The 15,028-nt window shown below is 67.4% G+C and carries 15 protein-coding genes and 2 tRNA genes; 12 read left to right on the top strand and 5 right to left on the bottom strand.

Annotated features, from left to right (window positions below; all coding sequences use genetic code 11):
* Positions 1–3 precede the first annotated feature (3 nt).
* The 4 genes from ACTPOE_RS10690 (at position 4) to ACTPOE_RS10675 (ending at position 2,083) form a co-directional block, all read left to right on the top strand.
* Positions 4–648, top strand: a complete 645-nt coding sequence (locus ACTPOE_RS10690) for a riboflavin synthase (RefSeq protein ID WP_458872174.1) — start codon at positions 4–6, stop codon at positions 646–648.
* A gap of 110 nt (positions 649–758) precedes the next feature.
* Positions 759–849: transfer RNA gene (locus ACTPOE_RS10685), tRNA-Ser, on the top strand.
* A 65-nt stretch (positions 850–914) separates the two neighbouring features.
* On the top strand, positions 915–1,790 hold the full coding sequence (locus tag ACTPOE_RS10680; protein ID WP_458872173.1) for a helix-turn-helix domain-containing protein: 876 nt from the start codon (positions 915–917) through the stop codon (positions 1,788–1,790).
* A complete protein-coding gene (locus tag ACTPOE_RS10675) occupies positions 1,778–2,083 on the top strand; it encodes a putative quinol monooxygenase (protein ID WP_458872172.1) in 306 nt (101 codons plus the stop codon). The genes ACTPOE_RS10680 and ACTPOE_RS10675 overlap by 13 nt, the downstream gene beginning before the upstream one ends.
* A 51-nt stretch (positions 2,084–2,134) precedes the next feature.
* Here the strand turns inward: ACTPOE_RS10675 and fabI are convergent, their stop codons facing one another.
* From fabI to gloB, 3 genes are all read right to left on the bottom strand, one after another.
* Complete coding sequence (gene fabI, locus ACTPOE_RS10670; protein WP_458872171.1) at positions 2,135–2,917, bottom strand: enoyl-ACP reductase FabI; 783 nt, start codon at positions 2,915–2,917, stop codon at positions 2,135–2,137.
* A 118-nt stretch (positions 2,918–3,035) separates the two neighbouring features.
* Entirely contained in the window at positions 3,036–4,439 is a 1,404-nt protein-coding gene (locus tag ACTPOE_RS10665) for a transglycosylase SLT domain-containing protein (protein WP_458872170.1), read from the bottom strand.
* A 161-nt stretch (positions 4,440–4,600) separates the two neighbouring features.
* Complete coding sequence (gloB, locus tag ACTPOE_RS10660) at positions 4,601–5,410, bottom strand: hydroxyacylglutathione hydrolase (RefSeq protein WP_458872169.1); 810 nt, start codon at positions 5,408–5,410, stop codon at positions 4,601–4,603.
* A gap of 15 nt (positions 5,411–5,425) precedes the next feature.
* Here gloB and ACTPOE_RS10655 point away from each other — a divergent pair, with 15 nt between their 5' ends.
* From ACTPOE_RS10655 to ACTPOE_RS10640, 4 genes are all read left to right on the top strand, one after another.
* A complete protein-coding gene (locus tag ACTPOE_RS10655; RefSeq protein ID WP_458872168.1) occupies positions 5,426–6,196 on the top strand; it encodes a class I SAM-dependent methyltransferase in 771 nt (256 codons plus the stop codon).
* A complete protein-coding gene (gene rnhA / locus ACTPOE_RS10650) occupies positions 6,189–6,677 on the top strand; it encodes a ribonuclease HI (RefSeq protein ID WP_458872167.1) in 489 nt (162 codons plus the stop codon). Before ACTPOE_RS10655 ends, rnhA begins: the two co-directional genes overlap by 8 nt.
* Positions 6,678–6,720: 43 nt before the next feature.
* Positions 6,721–7,464 carry a DNA polymerase III subunit epsilon gene (gene dnaQ, locus ACTPOE_RS10645; RefSeq protein WP_458872166.1) on the top strand — a complete coding sequence of 248 codons (744 nt, stop codon included), beginning with the start codon at positions 6,721–6,723 and terminating at the stop codon, positions 7,462–7,464.
* Between the two features lie 96 nt (positions 7,465–7,560).
* A tRNA-Val gene (locus tag ACTPOE_RS10640) sits at positions 7,561–7,635 on the top strand.
* Positions 7,636–7,646: 11 nt separating this feature from the next.
* Here ACTPOE_RS10640 and ACTPOE_RS10635 read toward each other — a convergent pair.
* Entirely contained in the window at positions 7,647–9,194 is a 1,548-nt protein-coding gene (locus ACTPOE_RS10635; protein WP_458872165.1) for a GGDEF domain-containing protein, read from the bottom strand.
* 164 nt (positions 9,195–9,358) lie between these two features.
* Between ACTPOE_RS10635 and ACTPOE_RS10630 the strand changes: the two genes are divergently transcribed.
* Positions 9,359–10,822 carry an ABC transporter substrate-binding protein gene (locus tag ACTPOE_RS10630; RefSeq protein ID WP_458872164.1) on the top strand — a complete coding sequence of 488 codons (1,464 nt, stop codon included), beginning with the start codon at positions 9,359–9,361 and terminating at the stop codon, positions 10,820–10,822.
* A gap of 114 nt (positions 10,823–10,936) precedes the next feature.
* Here ACTPOE_RS10630 and ACTPOE_RS10625 read toward each other — a convergent pair whose 3' ends face one another.
* Positions 10,937–11,260 carry a DUF4148 domain-containing protein gene (locus ACTPOE_RS10625; protein ID WP_458872163.1) on the bottom strand — a complete coding sequence of 108 codons (324 nt, stop codon included), beginning with the start codon at positions 11,258–11,260 and terminating at the stop codon, positions 10,937–10,939.
* Between the two features lie 220 nt (positions 11,261–11,480).
* On the opposite strand from ACTPOE_RS10625, the gene ACTPOE_RS10620 reads away from it, so the two are divergent.
* From ACTPOE_RS10620 to ACTPOE_RS10610, 3 genes are all read left to right on the top strand, one after another.
* Positions 11,481–12,395, top strand: a complete 915-nt coding sequence (locus ACTPOE_RS10620; RefSeq protein WP_458872162.1) for a LysR substrate-binding domain-containing protein — start codon at positions 11,481–11,483, stop codon at positions 12,393–12,395.
* Positions 12,396–12,518: 123 nt separating this feature from the next.
* Positions 12,519–14,006: an aldehyde dehydrogenase family protein gene (locus ACTPOE_RS10615; RefSeq protein WP_458872161.1), complete on the top strand. Its 1,488-nt coding sequence runs from the start codon at positions 12,519–12,521 to the stop codon at positions 14,004–14,006.
* Between the two features lie 129 nt (positions 14,007–14,135).
* Positions 14,136–15,011, top strand: coding sequence for a transporter (locus tag ACTPOE_RS10610; protein ID WP_458872160.1), 876 nt, complete (start codon positions 14,136–14,138; stop codon positions 15,009–15,011).
* Positions 15,012–15,028 lie beyond the last annotated feature (17 nt).

Genomic DNA, 15,028 nt, shown 5'->3' with positions numbered 1-15,028 from the left:
CCCATGTTCACTGGAATCGTCGCGGCCGTGGGCCGCATCACCGAGGTCCACCCCCTGGGGGGTGGCGAGGATGCGGGCGTGCGCCTGTCCATTCAGGCCGGCGGCCTGCCGCTGGCGGCGGCCCGGCTGGGCGATTCGATCGCCATCCAGGGAGCCTGCATGACGGTCGTCGCCTTGCATGGGGACGCATTCGAGGTCGATGTCTCGCGCGAGAGCCTGGACCGCACCTGCGGCCTGGACCGCCCCGGCGAGGTCAACCTGGAACATGCCCTGCGGCTGGGCGACAGCCTGGACGGGCACCTGGTGTCCGGCCATGTCGACGGCGTGGGTCGCGTGACCTGCTTCGATGCCGTGGGGGAATCGACGGAACTGCGCATCATCGTCCCGGCCCACCTGTCGAAGTACCTGGCCTACAAGGGTTCGGTCACGGTCAATGGCGTCAGCCTGACGGTCAATCGCGTGGACGACCAGGAGGAGGGCACGGAAATTTCCATCAACCTGATCCCCCACACGGTTCAGGTCACGACCTTGCGCAACCTGGAGGTCGGCTCCCCGGTCAACCTGGAGATCGATCTGATCGCCCGCTACGTCGAGCGCATGGTGGGCGGCATGGGGATGGCCACGCCCGCGGGCCGTGGTGTCGCTTGATCGCACTGGCCGCGGCCCGGTTCCGGGTCCTGGTTCCGTGCTCAGACAGATCGGGCGTTCTTCTGTTAGAATAGCGGACTTCGTCTGCCGCCATGTCGTGCGGACGTGCAGGACAGGTGGCCGAGTGGTTGAAGGCGCACGCCTGGAAAGCGTGTATACGTGAATAGCGTATCGGGGGTTCGAATCCCCCCTTGTCCGCCAGGATCCATCGAGCCCCTGGTTCCATATCTGCTGGAACCAGGGGCTTTTTCATTGGTACTGTCGCGATGATCACGTTCCAGCAAGCGCCGGTGCCGGCGCTGCGTCCCTTCATCGATCGCCTGTGGGGCTGGGAAGCGGCTCCGGGTGAGTCCATCGCGCTGCCGGTCCTGCTGCCGGGCACCGGCGCCGAACTGTATTTCCACTACGGCGTCCCCTTCCGCCCGCGCGTGCCGGGCGCTCGGGCGGCGCCCCTGGCGTCGGGCCACCTGCTCTGCCTGCGTCGCGCCGTCCTGGATCTGGCGCCTCAGTCCGGAGTCGGGTTCGTCGCGGTCCGCTTCAGGGCCGGCGCAGTGGGCCGGTTCATGCCGACGGCGGAGTCCGTGCTCCGGGACGAGGCGCCTTCATTCTCCCGGATCTGGGGGCCCGAGGGTCGGCTCTTGCGGGATCGTCTGTCGGATGCGGCGGACCGGGTCGAGCGTGCCGGGCTGCTCCAGCGTTTCCTGCTGGCCCGCTTGCGTCCCGATGCCCCCGACCCGTGGGTCGAGGCGGGCATGGCTCTGTCGTACCGGAAAGGCGGGCGGTTGCGGATCGGCGATCTGGCTGCCGAACTGGGCCTGGGGCGCAGGCAGATGGAACGGCGCTGGCGGGCGCTGACGGGCCAGTCGCCGGCGGAGTTCGCCCGCCTGGCGAGATTCCAGCGCACGGTGCGCCGCTTGATGCTGGACCCGCGGGCGCGCGTCGTCGACGCGGCGCTGGAGGGCGGGTACTGGGATCAGGCGCATTTCGTCCGGGATTTCGGGTGCCGGGTAGGCATCACGCCGGGCGCCTACCTGGCATCGGCGCGGGCCAGGACGCATTTCTACAATACTCGCCTGGAGGCGGCTGGCATGCTGTGTGCTCCATCCCGTTCAGATGAAGGAAACATGCCATGCATATTTTGATGGTGGAATTACGCGGCCGCCCGGAGCGGCTGGACGAACTGGAGTCGGTGCTGCGCTCGCTGGTTACGGTGGCGGAGACCGAGTCCGGGGTCGCCTGTTATGCCGTGCAGCGCCGCGAGGACCGGCCCGACGTGTTTCTGCTGTGCGAATGGTATCGGGACGAGGCCGCCTGGGAGACGCACATGGCGTTGGCTCCGGTGCGCGAGGCGCTGGAGCGCTTCGATGCGCTGCTGGCTGCGCCGCCTGGGATCACGCGCTGCGACCCGGTTGCGTTGGCGTGCCGACCGGCCTGACTGGTCGCGTACCTTGGCGGACAGCGTGCCCGGCGGCTTCGCCGCCGGGCCTCAATCCATGCCCGGCACAGTGTTTGAGAAACCGCAGTCCACGTGCAGGATTTCGCCGGTGATGCCGCTGGCCAGGTCCGACAGCAGGAAGGCGGCGGCATTGCCGACGTCCTCGATGGTGACGTTGCGGCCCAGGGGAGACTGGGATTCCACGTATTTCAGCATGTTGGAGAAGTCGCGGATGCCGCTGGCCGCCAGGGTCTTGATCGGGCCGGCGGAGATGCCGTTGGCGCGCAGGCTCTTCTTGCCCATGGATTTGGCCAGGTAGCGCACGCTGGCTTCCAGGGACGCCTTGGCCAGGCCCATCATGTTGTAGTTGGGGATGGCCTTTTCCGCTCCCAGGTAGGTCAGGGTCAGGACCGAACCGTTGCGGCCTTCCAGCATGGGCAGCGCGGCCTTGGCCAGGGCGGGGAAGCTGTAGGCGGAAATGTCGTGGGCGATGCGGAAGTTCTCGCGCGTCATGCCGTCCAGGAAATCGCCTTCCAGGGCGTCGCGCGGAGCGAAGCCGATGGAATGCACCAGGCCATCCAGGCCGTCCCAGTGCTCGCGCAGAGTCGTGAAGGTGGCTTCGATCTGGGTGTCGTCGGCGACGTCGCAGGGGATGACGATGCTGCTGCCCAGCTCCTCGGCGAAGCCGCGCACACGGCCTTCGAAGCGTTCGCCGACGTAGGTGAGGGCCAGCTCGGCGCCTTGGGCGCGGCAGGCGTGTGCGATGCCGTAGGCGATGGATCGGTTCGAGAGTACGCCGGTGATCAGGATGCGTTTGCCGTTCAGAAAGCCCATGGTGTGTTCCTGTCTAGAAAGTTCAATTGGAGCGAAGATCTCCCCACCGCGCGGCTTGCAAGCCGCTTGGATTCGTCAGGCACGGTCCAGTCCGCAGGGGACTGGACCATGTACTGTCTCATCCTTGCACCTCGGTCCCCGGCACGCGCAGGCGCTGGCCGGCCGACAGGGAGGAGCCCTTCAGGTTGTTGAGCTTGCGCAGGGCGTCCACCGAGGTGTTGTAGCGCCGCGCCAGCGAATACAGGGTGTCGCCCTGGCGGATCGTGTGAGTGCGGACGCTGGGCTTGGGACGCAGGTTCGGCGCGTTCAGCCGGGCTGATGCCTGGGTCGGAGCGCCCGCCCGCCTGGCCGGGGCCGCCCCGGCCGCCGGTTCCGTGGCGGAGGTCTGGTAGGACGCCAGCATGAGGCCGCCCGCGGGGACTTCCCGGGCGGGGATCAGCAAGGTGGCGACGGTCGCGCGGGTCTGCTTCGATCCCAGCTTGTTGGCTTGGCGCAACTGGTCCAGGGTGATGCCGTGCGCCTTGGCGATGCTGGCCAGGGACTGGCCCTTTTTCGGGTGGACGACCTGCCAGGACGACAGGCGGCCCGTGTAGGATTCCAGGTTTTCGTTGAAGACGCCGACCTTGTCCAGGGGCAGGTGCAGGGCGGGATTGTGCGCGGCCAGAATGACGGGCCGGTTGTACGAGGGATTCAGCGCCTGGAAGTCCTCCAGCGGCATTTCCGCCAGGGCCGCGGCCACGGCGATGTCCATGTCGCGTGATTTGCGCACCGTGGTGAAGTACGGGGCGTTGCTGACGTTGGGCAGGGTGATGCCGAACTTTTCCGGGCGGGCGATGATGTTCTTGATGGCCTGGAGCTTCGGCACGTAGTTGCGGGTCTCGTCGGGCATGTCCAGGGCGGTGTAGCCGGTCGGCTGACCGGCTCCGGCTGCCTTGTCCATGGCGCGCTTCACGGCGCCTTCGCCCCAGTTGTACGAAGCCAGCGCCAGGTACCAATCGCCCTGGAAATCGTACAGGTAGCTCAGATAGTCCAGCGCCGCCTGGGTGGAGGCCACCGGATCGCGCCGCTGGTCGCGCCACCAGTCCTGTTCCAGCTTGTAGTGCAGGCCGGTGCTGGGGATGAACTGCCACAGGCCGGACGCCTGGGACCGCGACAGGGCGTTGGGATTGTAGGCGGATTCGACGAAAGGCAGCAGCGCCAGTTCCGTGGGCAGGCCGCGCCGGTTGAGCTCGTCGACGATGTAGTACAGGTACTTGCCCGCCCGCTGGCTCATGAGCAGCACCGATTGCGGGTGCGAGGCGTAGTAGTCCGTCCAGTAGTCGACCCGCTCGTTGCGCAGATTGGGGATGGCGAAGCCGCGCCGGATGCGGTCCCACATGTCGCGGGGCGGATGGGTCAGGTCGACGGTGCGTGAGGTGTCTTCCGCCACATAGGCCTGGCGCTGATCGGCCGTCTGGTGGCGGGTGGCGCAGCCGGCCAGCACCACCAGGATCAGCGGCAGGAGAAGTCGCAGGATTTTCATGGGTGGATCATCGGGGGATTTCAGGGCGCGAATTTCCCGATTTTACCCAGGGAATCACATGTTTGTGCGAGGTATTTGAGAAATCGCCCGAATCGTCGCATCCGGTCCGGCCCCGGAGGCGGCCTCGCCGGGTGGCGCCGCGTCGGTCGGGCAGCGTTGTCCTACCGGAAGTCGTTTTTCCATTGCCGCAGGGCGGCGAAGACCGCCTGGGGCGTGTCCAGGGATGCCCGGGCATGCCGGTCGGCCGCCGCGCGGACGTCGGCCCGGCCTGTGCGCAGGAACGGATTGGTTTCCCGCTCCAGGCCTATCGTGGAGGGCACGGTGGGCAGGTTCCGGGCGCGCAGCCGGGCCACGTCCCGGGCGCGCCGCAGCAGGGCGGCGTTGCCGGGCTCGACCTGCAGGGCCCAGCGGACATTGGATTCCGTGTACTCGTGCGCGCAGCACACCAGGGTGTCCGGCGGCAGCCGGGCGAGCTTGTCCAGGGAATCGAGCATCTGGTCGGGGGTGCCTTCGAACGGGCGTCCGCAGCCGGCGGCGAACAGCGTGTCGCCGCAGAAGACCGCCAGCCGTCCGGGGTCCAGCTGGCCGACGTAGGCGATGTGGCCGGCCGTGTGGCCGGGGATGTCCAGAATCTGGAGCCGCAGTCCCGTTCCAGGCAGGTCCACGGTGTCGCCCTCGGACAGGGCCACGTCGCGGACCGGGATGTTTTCGTGGCGCGGCCCGTAGACGCGCGCCCCGGTTCGCTGTTGTAATGCACGCACCCCGCCGACGTGGTCGCCGTGATGGTGCGTGATCAGGATGGCTTCCAGGATCGGCCCGTCGCGCAGCAGGGCCTCGACGGGACCGGGTTCTCCGGGGTCCACGACGAGCGCGTAGCCGTTTTTCTGTACCATCCAGATGTAGTTGTCCGACAGGGCCGGGATGGGCGTCAGGATGGCCTGCGCGGCTTGGGAGGGGGCGGACGGATTCATGGCGAAGGAGTCAGGGTGGCAGCGCAGCGCGAAATGCCGATCGAATTGGCCGAATGGCTGGAAACCCCGGCGGGGCGGTATGTGCGCGCCTGGGAACAGCGCCAGGTCGATGGCATGGTCAGCAATGCGTTCGGTTATCATGCCATACAAATCGGGCTGCCGCACTGGAACCTGCTGCAGGCCAACCGCATCCCCTACAAGGCCTGGGCGCACAGTCCCAGCGCGCCTTTCGGTACGCAGGCCGGCCGCCTGGTCTGTGAACCGGAGCAGTTGCCCTTCGACACGCAAAGCATCGACTTGGTGGTCATGCCGCACACCCTGGAATGGTGTGTGGATCCTCATCAGGTCCTGCGCGAGGTCGAGCGGGTCCTGATGCCCGAGGGACGGGTGGTGCTGACCGGCTTCAATCCCTACAGTCTGTGGGGGCTGCGCGAATCCCTTCCGGGCCTGGACCTGCGCCTGCCGGTGCCTGTGCCGTCCCAGGTTTCGCCGGCGCGCCTGAAGGACTGGTTCAGACTGCTGTCCTTCGAACTGGACCGGGGCCGCTTCGGCTGCTATACCCCCTTGTGCGCGACCCGGGCCTGGCTGCATCGCTGGCGCTTCATGGAGCATGCGGGCGACCGCTGGTGGCCCGCCGGCGGTGCCGTGTACGCGATCGCGGCGGTCAAGCGGGTGGCGGGCATGCGTCTGGTCGGGCCGGCCTGGCGCCAGCCGCGCCGCCGCCGCGTGCGCCGAGGCGCCGTGGCGCCCGTCGCCAATCGAATCAACGAGGATACACATGGCTGACTCCAGGGACGGTCTGAAGAACGAGCCCTCCGAACCCAGGGTGGATGCCTGGACGGACGGCGCCTGCAAGGGCAATCCGGGTCCGGGGGGATGGGGCGTGCTGCTGCGCCAGGGCCGGCACGAGAAGTCTCTGCACGGTGGCGAGCCGGACACGACCAACAACCGCATGGAGCTGATGGCCGTGATCCAGGCCCTGCGGGCGCTCAAGCGGCGTTGCGTGGTGACGGTGCATACCGATTCCTCCTATGTCCAGAAGGGCATGACCGAATGGCTGCCCAACTGGAAGCGGCGCGACTGGCGCACGGCGGACAGGAAACCGGTGAAGAATTCCGATCTGTGGCAGCTCCTGGACGGGCTGGCCGCCGGGCATGAATTACACTGGCGGTGGGTCAAGGGCCATGCCGGCGACCCGGGCAACGAGCGGGCGGACGCCCTGGCCAATCTCGGCGTCGAGGACCCGCAGGGCACCCGCGCCTCCTGAATTTCGCCATACGGCCGGCTCTCGCGGGCCGGCGGGGGATCCCATGCGTCAAATCATTCTGGATACTGAAACCACGGGCCTGGAGCCCGATCAGGGCCACCGGGTGGTGGAACTGGCCTGCGTCGAAATCCTCAATCGGCGGGTCACCGACCACCACCTGCACCTGTACCTGAACCCGGATCGCGACAGCGACCCCGAGGCGCTGCGGGTCCACGGACTGGAGACCGAATTCCTGTCCGGCCAGCCGCGTTTTCCGGAAGTCGCCCAGCAACTGGTGGATTTCGTGCGCGACGCCGAGGTCATCATCCACAACGCGGCCTTCGACGTGAAGTTCCTGAACGCCGAGTTGCGCCGCGCCAAGCTGCCGCCGTTTACTGAATTGTGCGGCAAGATCACCGATTCCCTGCTGGTGGCGCGTGAAATGTTCCCGGGCAAGCGCAACAATCTGGATGCGCTGTGCGAACGGTTCGGCATTTCCAACGCGCACCGGACCCTGCACGGTGCTTTGCTGGACTCGGAGTTGCTGGGCGAGGTGTGGCTGGCCATGACGCGCGGCCAGGATTCCCTGCTGGACGAAGCTCCCGACGACGCGGCGGGCCGCGCCGGCGCCGGCGCGGCCGGAGCCCCGGGCAGGTTCGATGCCTCCAGCCTGCCGGTCATCCAGGTCGACGCCCAGGCCCTGCGGGCCCACGAGGCTTATCTGGACGGACTCGACAAGGCCGCGGGCAGGCCCTGCCTGTGGCGCCGGATCGAGGTTCCCGCCGAAGTGGACGGCGTGGCGGGCTGAGACGGCGCCGGCGGGCCGACGAAAAACCATGTACAATAGCCGTCTTTCCAGTCGGCTGATCCCGGGCGTTCCGCGCGGATCCTGAACAGCCCGATTGGGCGGTTAGCTCAGTGGTAGAGCACTGCCTTCACACGGCAGGGGTCACTGGTTCGAACCCAGTACCGCCCACCATCCAGCCTTCGTCACCCCATCTCGATCCGATTCTTGCCCGCGCGCTTCGCCGCATACAGGGCGGCGTCCGCACGTTCCAGCAGACCCTTTCGAGCTTCATCGAAATATACGTTCGGAGCGGGAACGTCCGTCATGCTCGCGACTCCGATGCTGACCGTGACGCGCCGTTCATGGGCCGAAAGAGGGTGTTCCAGGGCGGCGTCGGACACCGACGCGCGGATGGCCTGCGCCATGGCCATGGCCTGGTCCGGGCCGGTGTCCGGCAGCAGCACTGCGAATTCCTCGCCGCCGTAGCGGGCCACCAGATCGGTCGTGCGGGACGCCACCGAGGAAATCGCCTTCGCGACATGTTGCAGGCAGTGATCGCCTGTGACGTGGCCGTAGTGATCGTTGTAGTGCTTGAAGTCGTCGACGTCGATCATCAGCACCGACAGGGGCCGGCCGTGCCGGATCGCGCGGTGCCAATCTTCCCGGAGCCGCTCCTCCAGCGCCAGCCGGTTGGCGACCTCGGTCAGGGGATCCCGCCGCACCTGCTGCTCCAGCAGGCGCTTGAGCGTGTGTTCACGGCGCCAGGCCTGGTGCTGCACGTAGGCCAGGACGAGCCATACGCATAGCATCCCGGACGTGATCGGCGCGGCGATGCGCAGCAGTTCCCGCCAGCGGCTGGTCAGTGCTTCCTGCGTATCGATCTTGGAAACCAGGTACCAGGGTGAGCCGGTCATGGACGAGGCCATGGCGATGACGGGTTGGCCGCGGTAGTCGTGTGCATAGAACAGGCCGCGCATGCCGGTGACGGCCCGGACCATCGGGTCGTCCGCCCGGGCCAGCGGGATGCGCAGGTTCGGCGCCGCGTCGGGTCGGTCGCGCAGCGGGCTCAGCACCCGCGCGTGATCGTCCTCCAGCACGACGAGGGCGGATTCCGCCGTGCGGCTGGCGGAGGGCCATTTTTCGAGCAGGGGATACAGCGAGGCGCGCACGTCCACGGCCATCCAGACGGCCGCGACGGGCTCGTCGTCAGCGTAGACCGGCGCCAGGAGGCTGAAAAAGGGGAAGGCGAACACCGGGTCCCGGCGGGGCTCGACCGTGGCGGGTTGGGCCAGGGAGAATCCCCGACTCAACGCGCGGGATTCCGGAGCGGGCAGGCGGCCCGTGGCGTCGCCTTCAGGCGAAAGCAGCAGGGTGCCCCCGGGATCCACCAGGAAGGCGGCATCGTAGCCGGCCTGCTCGCGCAGCAGGCGCAGCCTGCCCTGGATCAGGGCGCGCAGCGCCGGCTCGTCGGCCAGACCTGCGGCGGCGGCCAGCCGCCATTGCGCCACGACGCGGCTGAACGGCACGTCGCCCATCAGGGTCTGGGCATCGGCCAGCCGGGATTCCCGCCAGGTCCTCAGGGTCTGCAATTGCAGCCTGTTGACCAGCAGCAACTCACGTTCGGCCAAGTGCTGGTGACGCTCCTTGATGTCCTGGTAGATCAGGCAGCCGCCCAGGATCAGCAGCAGGCCGGAGCCGAGTACCATCAGCAGGGCTGACCGCAGCCAGGGGTTCAAGTTATCATGGGCCATCTTCATGCCTGACGAGCCTGTTTCCAGGCCGGGGTCCTGCTCTTCCCGCTCCGCGTCGCGCGGTTGCTCCGGCGGCGACGATCGCATCTTACCGCACCCCCGCGACGCTTGATGGCTGAAGCATCCGGATCCAGCCGAGGAATCTCCAGGTGATTTCCCGTCGTATGCTCCTCTCCTTGCCGTTCGTGGCCGTCGCCGCCGGAGCGCCCTTGCGGGCGGAGGCGCGGGACCGGTCGCTCGTCATCTGCCTGTCCCTGCGTCCCGAGAGCCTGGACCCGACTTCGGTGGCTTCGGCCGCCGTCGGCGAGGTCGTGCACGGCAATGTCCTCGAAGGCCTGACCCGGATCGAGGAAAACGGCAAGGCCGCTCCCTTGCTGGCGCAGGACTGGGACATGTCCGATGACCGGCTCCGCTACCGCTTCCGGCTGCGTCCGGACGTCCGGTTCCACGATGGCGCGGCGCTGGATGCGGCGGTCGTCGCCTACAGCCTCGAACGGGCGAAGTCCCTGGGCCATGCGAACAAGCTGGCCGGGACGCTGGCCAACGTCGAGGCTGTCCGGACGCCGGACGCGCGGACCGTCGAACTGAGCCTGCGGCATGCGGATCCTTTCCTGCCGTTCCGGCTGGGTGAACCGCCGGCTGTGATCCTGCATCCGGACAGCGCGCAGCGGGCCGCGCAGCTCCCCGTCGGCACGGGCCCCTACCGGCTCGCGCGGCGGCCGGACGGCGACATCGAGCTGAAGCGGTGGGAAGGATTTCGCGACTCCGGCCGGATCCGGATCGATGCGGCGGCCTTCCATTTCATTCCCGATCCTGAACAGCAGATCCAGGCGGTCCTGGATCGGCGGGTCGATCTGTTGTTCCGGGCGGCGACCACCAGCATCGACCGGTTCGACGCGAGCAGCGATTACGAGGTCCTGGCCGGCAGCTCGTCCGGCAAGGGCATGGTGGCCATCAATCATCGGCGCGCGCCCCTGGGCGACGTGCGCGTCAGGCGCGCGCTGACGCACGCCATCGACCGCGAGGCCTTCATCCGCGAGGTGCTGCATGGCCGGGGCCGGGCCATCGGCTGCCATTTCGTGCCGACCGACCCGGACTACGTCAACCTGACGGCGGTTCATCCCTACGACCCGGACCGGGCGCGGGCGCTGTTGCGGGAAGCCGGCGTGCGGACGCCGCTCGAACTGGACTTGACCCTGCCGCCGACGCCCTATGCGCTGGCGGGGGGGCCGGTGATCGCGCGCGACCTGGGCGCCATCGGCATCCAGGTTCGCCTGGTGCGGGTTTCCTGGGCCGAATGGCTGTCCGGCGTGTTTCGCGGTCGGTTCGACCTGTCCCTGATCCTGCACGTCGAGCCGCTGGACTACGATATCTACACCCGGCCGGACTATTACTTCGGCTATGACAATCCGGCGTTCCGCACGCTGGTGGAACAGCATGCCGCCAGCACCAATCCGCGCGTGCAGAGCCGCCTGTTCCGGCAGATCCAGCGCCATCTGGCCGACGACGCGGTCAACGTCTGGATCTTTTCGCCGGAAATCATTTCGGTGGTGCGCAAGGGCCTGAACGGCGTGCCGATGGATTATCCGGTCTTCGCCCATGACGTGGGCGCCATGTACTGGGAATGAGCGGGCGGCGTCCCGGAGCGGCGCCGCCCCCGCGCGCCGCGGGAGGGCGCCGCGCGGGGGCGGACAGGGAGCCGGCGCGGGCGCCCGGGGCGCCGCCGGAATGGTCGCCGGAGGTTACAGCGGATAGTGTTCACTTTCGCCGATGATCAGTGAGCCGTCGGCGCGCGCGGCGGCCAGTTCATCCAGGACCTGGGCGCGGGTCATGGAGGCGCCTTCGGATCGGGCCTGAGGATAGTGCGTCTGTTCGCCGAACTCGACCTGGCCCTGGACCTGGGCCAGGCGCAGCGCGTTGACCACTTCCGTGCGGCTCAGAGTGCTGGGCGTGTTTTCGACCGGGTAGCCTGACTGTTCGCCGATGGTGGCGATGCCCTGGGCCTGGGCCAGTCCGGCAGTGGCGAGGCCGAGCGTGAGAGCGGCGAGGGTGGTGGCGACTTTCATGATGGTTTCCTTCAATCAAGGTGGGTGAATGGAGCAGGGCGCTGCGGGCTTTCCGTTTTGCGCGCTATGTCCTGCTTCGTTGAAACGTATTTTGCGCTGTGGCTGCCTCGCGATAAATGAGCCGGATGCGAATTCAGTTTTCCACTGATGAAGGCAATGAAGGTGGGAATGCGGGACAATGCCGTGCCGGGGCCGCCGGGCTCCGCCCAGGAAAGAAGCCATGTCTCCTTCATTGAACGATATCGAACTGTTCGTCGAGGTGGCGCGCGGCAGCAGTTTCACTCGCGCGAGCGAGGCGCTGGACATGCCCGCCTCCACGATTTCGCGGCGGGTTTCCCTGCTTGAAAAGTCCATCGGCGTGCGGTTGCTGAACCGCTCCACCCGCAAGGTGGGCCTGACCGAGGCGGGCGCGGCCTATTTCGCCCGCTGTCAGCGCATCGTGGAAGAAGCGCGCATCGCCCATGAGATGCTCATGGACGAGACATGCAACCCGCGCGGGCGCCTGAAGGTCTCGATGCCGCCCTCCCTGGCTATGTCCTTCCTTTCGGATGCGTTGCGGGAATTCTCGCTGCGCTATCCGGAAATCGAGTGCGAATACGACCTCAGCATCCGCCGGATCAATCTGCAATCGGATCCCTATGACGTGGTGATCCGGGTGGGGCAGCCGCCCGATTCCGGAGTGGTGGCGCGGCGGCTCGGGACTCTCGTCCTGGGCTTGTACGCGTCCCGAGGGTATCTGGATGCGTGTGGCATCCCCGCCAGTCCGGCGGACCTGGCGCGCCACGAGTGCCTGCGCGCCACCACCGAGCGGGGGGATTCCGTCTGGACGCTGTTTTCCGGGGATGGCCAGGAACAGCAGGTCCGGGTCAAGGGACGGATCGCGCTGAATCAGTTCATGATGCTGCGCCGCATGGGGGAATCGGGCATGGGGATCGTGCCCCTGTCCATCCAGGACATGAAGGGCGGCGGCCTGGTCCGGGTGCTGCCGGACTGGTCCTTCGCGCCCGTGCCCATGGTGGCTTTGTTCCCTTCGCGGATGATGCCGGCCTGGGCCCGGGTGTTCATTGACTTCGTCAAGGAACAGCTCGCGGGGGTGGACCTCCTGGCGGGCACCGCGTGGATCTCGCAGGGGTAGCGCCGCGCCGGGACGACCGGGCCCCTCGTGCACGCCCGGACATTTTTCTGTGCACGGGTGGACAATTGGCGGCCCCCGGGGATGGTTAAGCTTCAAATAACCAAACCTGGAAGAGAGGCAGACATGACCGCGACGGACACGCGTCCCGAACTGGCCGCCATACGCGAACACATGATCATCGATGGCCGGCCCTGCGTGCAGGGAGAAGGCCGTCTGCCGGTCCATGATCCGGCCACCGGCGAGATCATCGCGCATCAGGTGGAGGCCGGGCCGGCCCAGGTGGACCAGGCGGTGCGCGCCGCGCGCCGGGCCTTCGACGCCTGGCGTGCGATGCCGCCGGCGGGCAGGGAGCGCCTGCTGCTGGCACTGGCCGACCGCGTCGAGGCCGAGGGGGAATCCCTGGCCCGGCTCGAGACGCTCAACAATGGCAAGCTGCTGGGTCTGTCCCGGATGCTCGAGGTCGGCGCCAGCGTCCAATGGCTGCGCTACATGGCGGGTTGGGCGACCAAGATCACGGGCGATACCCTGAGCCTGTCCATCCCGTTCCCGCCGGGCGTTCATTACGATGCTCATACTCGGGCGGAGCCCGTGGGAGTCGTCGCTTCCATCGTGCCCTGGAATTTTCCGTTGCTGATGGCGGTCTGGAAGATCGCGCCGGCCGTGGCGGCGGGCTGCGCGGTCGTGCTCAAGCCGGCGGAGGAAACCCCGCTGACAGCCATCCGTCTGGCGGAACTCGCGCTCGAGGCGGGGTTTCCGCCCGGGGTGATCAACGTGGTCACGGGCCGGGGCGAGACGACCGGCGCGGCGCTCGTCGCCCATCCCGGCGTCGACAAGATCGCCTTCACCGGTTCCACCGAGGTCGGCAAGCTCATCGGCCATGTGGCGATGGACGGCATGAAGCGGGTCTCGCTCGAACTGGGCGGCAAGTCGCCGGTCCTGATCATGGACGATTGTCCGCTCGACCAGGCTATCCGGGGCGCGGCCGACGCCATCTTCTTCAATCAGGGCCAGGTCTGCACGGCGGGGTCGCGGCTGTTCATCCAGGAGGGCCTTTACGACCGGGTGCTGGAAGGCTTGGCGGCGGCGGCCGACAGCCTCAAGATCGGTTCCGGTTTCGACCCGGACACGCAGATCGGTCCCATGGTGTCCGCCCGCCACCGTCAGCGGGTCTCCGAATTCATCGCGTCCGGGAAGACGTCAGGCGCGCGCCTGCTTGCGGGTGGGCGGGACTGGGATGGGCCGGGCTATTTCGTGCGGCCGGCCGTGTTCGACGGCGCCGCGCCTGACGCCGCCATCGTCCGCGAGGAAATCTTCGGTCCGGTCGTCGTGGCGGCGCGCTTCCGCGACGAAGACCAGGCCGTGGCTCTGGCGAACGACACGCGGTTCGGCCTGGGGGCCAGCATCTGGAGCAACGACCTGGGGCGCGTGCATCGCCTGGTGCCGCGCATCCAGGCCGGCACGGTCTGGGTCAACACCCACAACATGCTGGACCCGAGCATGCCGTTCGGCGGCTACAAGCAATCCGGGATCGGGCGCGAGCATGGCCATGCCGTGATCAGCAACTACATCGAGACCAAGTCGGTCTGCATCGCTTATCCAGGGGTGGCCTGATGGACGGTCCCGGACGGGCGATGGATCGCCTTCCGGGCGGGTTTTATCGAATGAGTTCCATGGTTTAGCTTCCACGATTTTTTTATTCCATCAGAGCCGGCCCTGAAGCCGGCCACGAGGAGACAGAGAATGACGATGATGCGCAATATGCGCCGGTTTGCGCTGGCCGCTGCCCTGGCGGCGGCAGGTTCTTCCGCCCATGCGGGGGATCCCAGCGCGCGGGACTGGATTCCGGCGCCGCCGGGCACCGGCGTGTTCGCGGCCTACCTGCTGGGCCTGAATTCCCACGGCTTCTACGATCATGGCCAGCGGGTCCCCGACGGGCCCTCCGTGGATGTGCAGGGTCTGGTCCTGCGGCCCATGTATTTCAGCGAGGTCCTGGGCAAGACCGTCCAGTACGAATTGATCCTGCCCGCCCTGCGCACCACCATCGGGCTCGACGGCTTGCCCGACGATCGCGTCACGGGTGTGGGCGATGCCCAGCTGGGCGCGGCGGTCTGGTTCGTCAACAACCAGGAAACCAGGACCTGGTTCGCCTGGGAGCCTTTCATCACGGCGCCCACGGGCCTGTATCGCAGCGGCCATGCGGACGCCTCGCCGGGCAGGAACCGCTGGACCACCGTGCAGGATTTCGCCTTCGTCCAGGGGGTCGGGGAATCGACCTTCCTCGAAGCCGTCGCCGAATTCGAGTTTTTCGGCGACAACCGCAATTACTACGGCGGCACCCTGAAGAAGGCGCCGGCCATCCGCCTGATGGCGCTGGCGTCGACCAACATCACCGAAAGCACCTACGTCGGCATGCGCTACCGCTACGAAACGGGCGGTCGCGAAAAGGTCGACGGAGTCGAGACAGTTTCCCGAGCCAACAACCACCAATTGGCCTTCGAGATCACCCACCAGATCAATGACGCCAATCAGGTGCAATTGCAGTATATCCACGACCTGAAGGTCGAGAACGGCCCGCGCATGCGCGGCGTGCAGTTGCGCTACGTCTACGCCTTCTAGGCCGAACCCAGGAGACT

It is taken from the genome of Castellaniella sp. WN (assembly GCF_054457555.1).
The sequence above is the reverse complement of the archived record's forward strand: the minus strand, read 5'-3'. Positions and strand labels throughout refer to the sequence as shown.

Bases quoted from the DNA above. Each gene is read 5' to 3' on its own strand.
- ACTPOE_RS10680 (WP_458872173.1), top strand. From the start codon at position 915: ATGATCACGTTCCAGCAAGCGCCGGTGCCGGCGCTGCGTCCCTTCATC.
- ACTPOE_RS10635 (WP_458872165.1), bottom strand. From the start codon at position 9,194: ATGGCCCATGATAACTTGAACCCCTGGCTGCGGTCAGCCCTGCTGATG.
- rnhA (WP_458872167.1), top strand. From the start codon at position 6,189: ATGGCTGACTCCAGGGACGGTCTGAAGAACGAGCCCTCCGAACCCAGG.
- dnaQ (WP_458872166.1), top strand. From the start codon at position 6,721: ATGCGTCAAATCATTCTGGATACTGAAACCACGGGCCTGGAGCCCGAT.
- ACTPOE_RS10690 (WP_458872174.1), top strand. From the start codon at position 4: ATGTTCACTGGAATCGTCGCGGCCGTGGGCCGCATCACCGAGGTCCAC.
- ACTPOE_RS10675 (WP_458872172.1), top strand. From the start codon at position 1,778: ATGCATATTTTGATGGTGGAATTACGCGGCCGCCCGGAGCGGCTGGAC.
- ACTPOE_RS10625 (WP_458872163.1), bottom strand. From the start codon at position 11,260: ATGAAAGTCGCCACCACCCTCGCCGCTCTCACGCTCGGCCTCGCCACT.
- ACTPOE_RS10665 (WP_458872170.1), bottom strand. From the start codon at position 4,439: ATGAAAATCCTGCGACTTCTCCTGCCGCTGATCCTGGTGGTGCTGGCC.
- ACTPOE_RS10630 (WP_458872164.1), top strand. From the start codon at position 9,359: ATGCTCCTCTCCTTGCCGTTCGTGGCCGTCGCCGCCGGAGCGCCCTTG.
- ACTPOE_RS10620 (WP_458872162.1), top strand. From the start codon at position 11,481: ATGTCTCCTTCATTGAACGATATCGAACTGTTCGTCGAGGTGGCGCGC.
- ACTPOE_RS10615 (WP_458872161.1), top strand. From the start codon at position 12,519: ATGACCGCGACGGACACGCGTCCCGAACTGGCCGCCATACGCGAACAC.
- fabI (WP_458872171.1), bottom strand. From the start codon at position 2,917: ATGGGCTTTCTGAACGGCAAACGCATCCTGATCACCGGCGTACTCTCG.
- gloB (WP_458872169.1), bottom strand. From the start codon at position 5,410: ATGAATCCGTCCGCCCCCTCCCAAGCCGCGCAGGCCATCCTGACGCCC.
- ACTPOE_RS10610 (WP_458872160.1), top strand. From the start codon at position 14,136: ATGACGATGATGCGCAATATGCGCCGGTTTGCGCTGGCCGCTGCCCTG.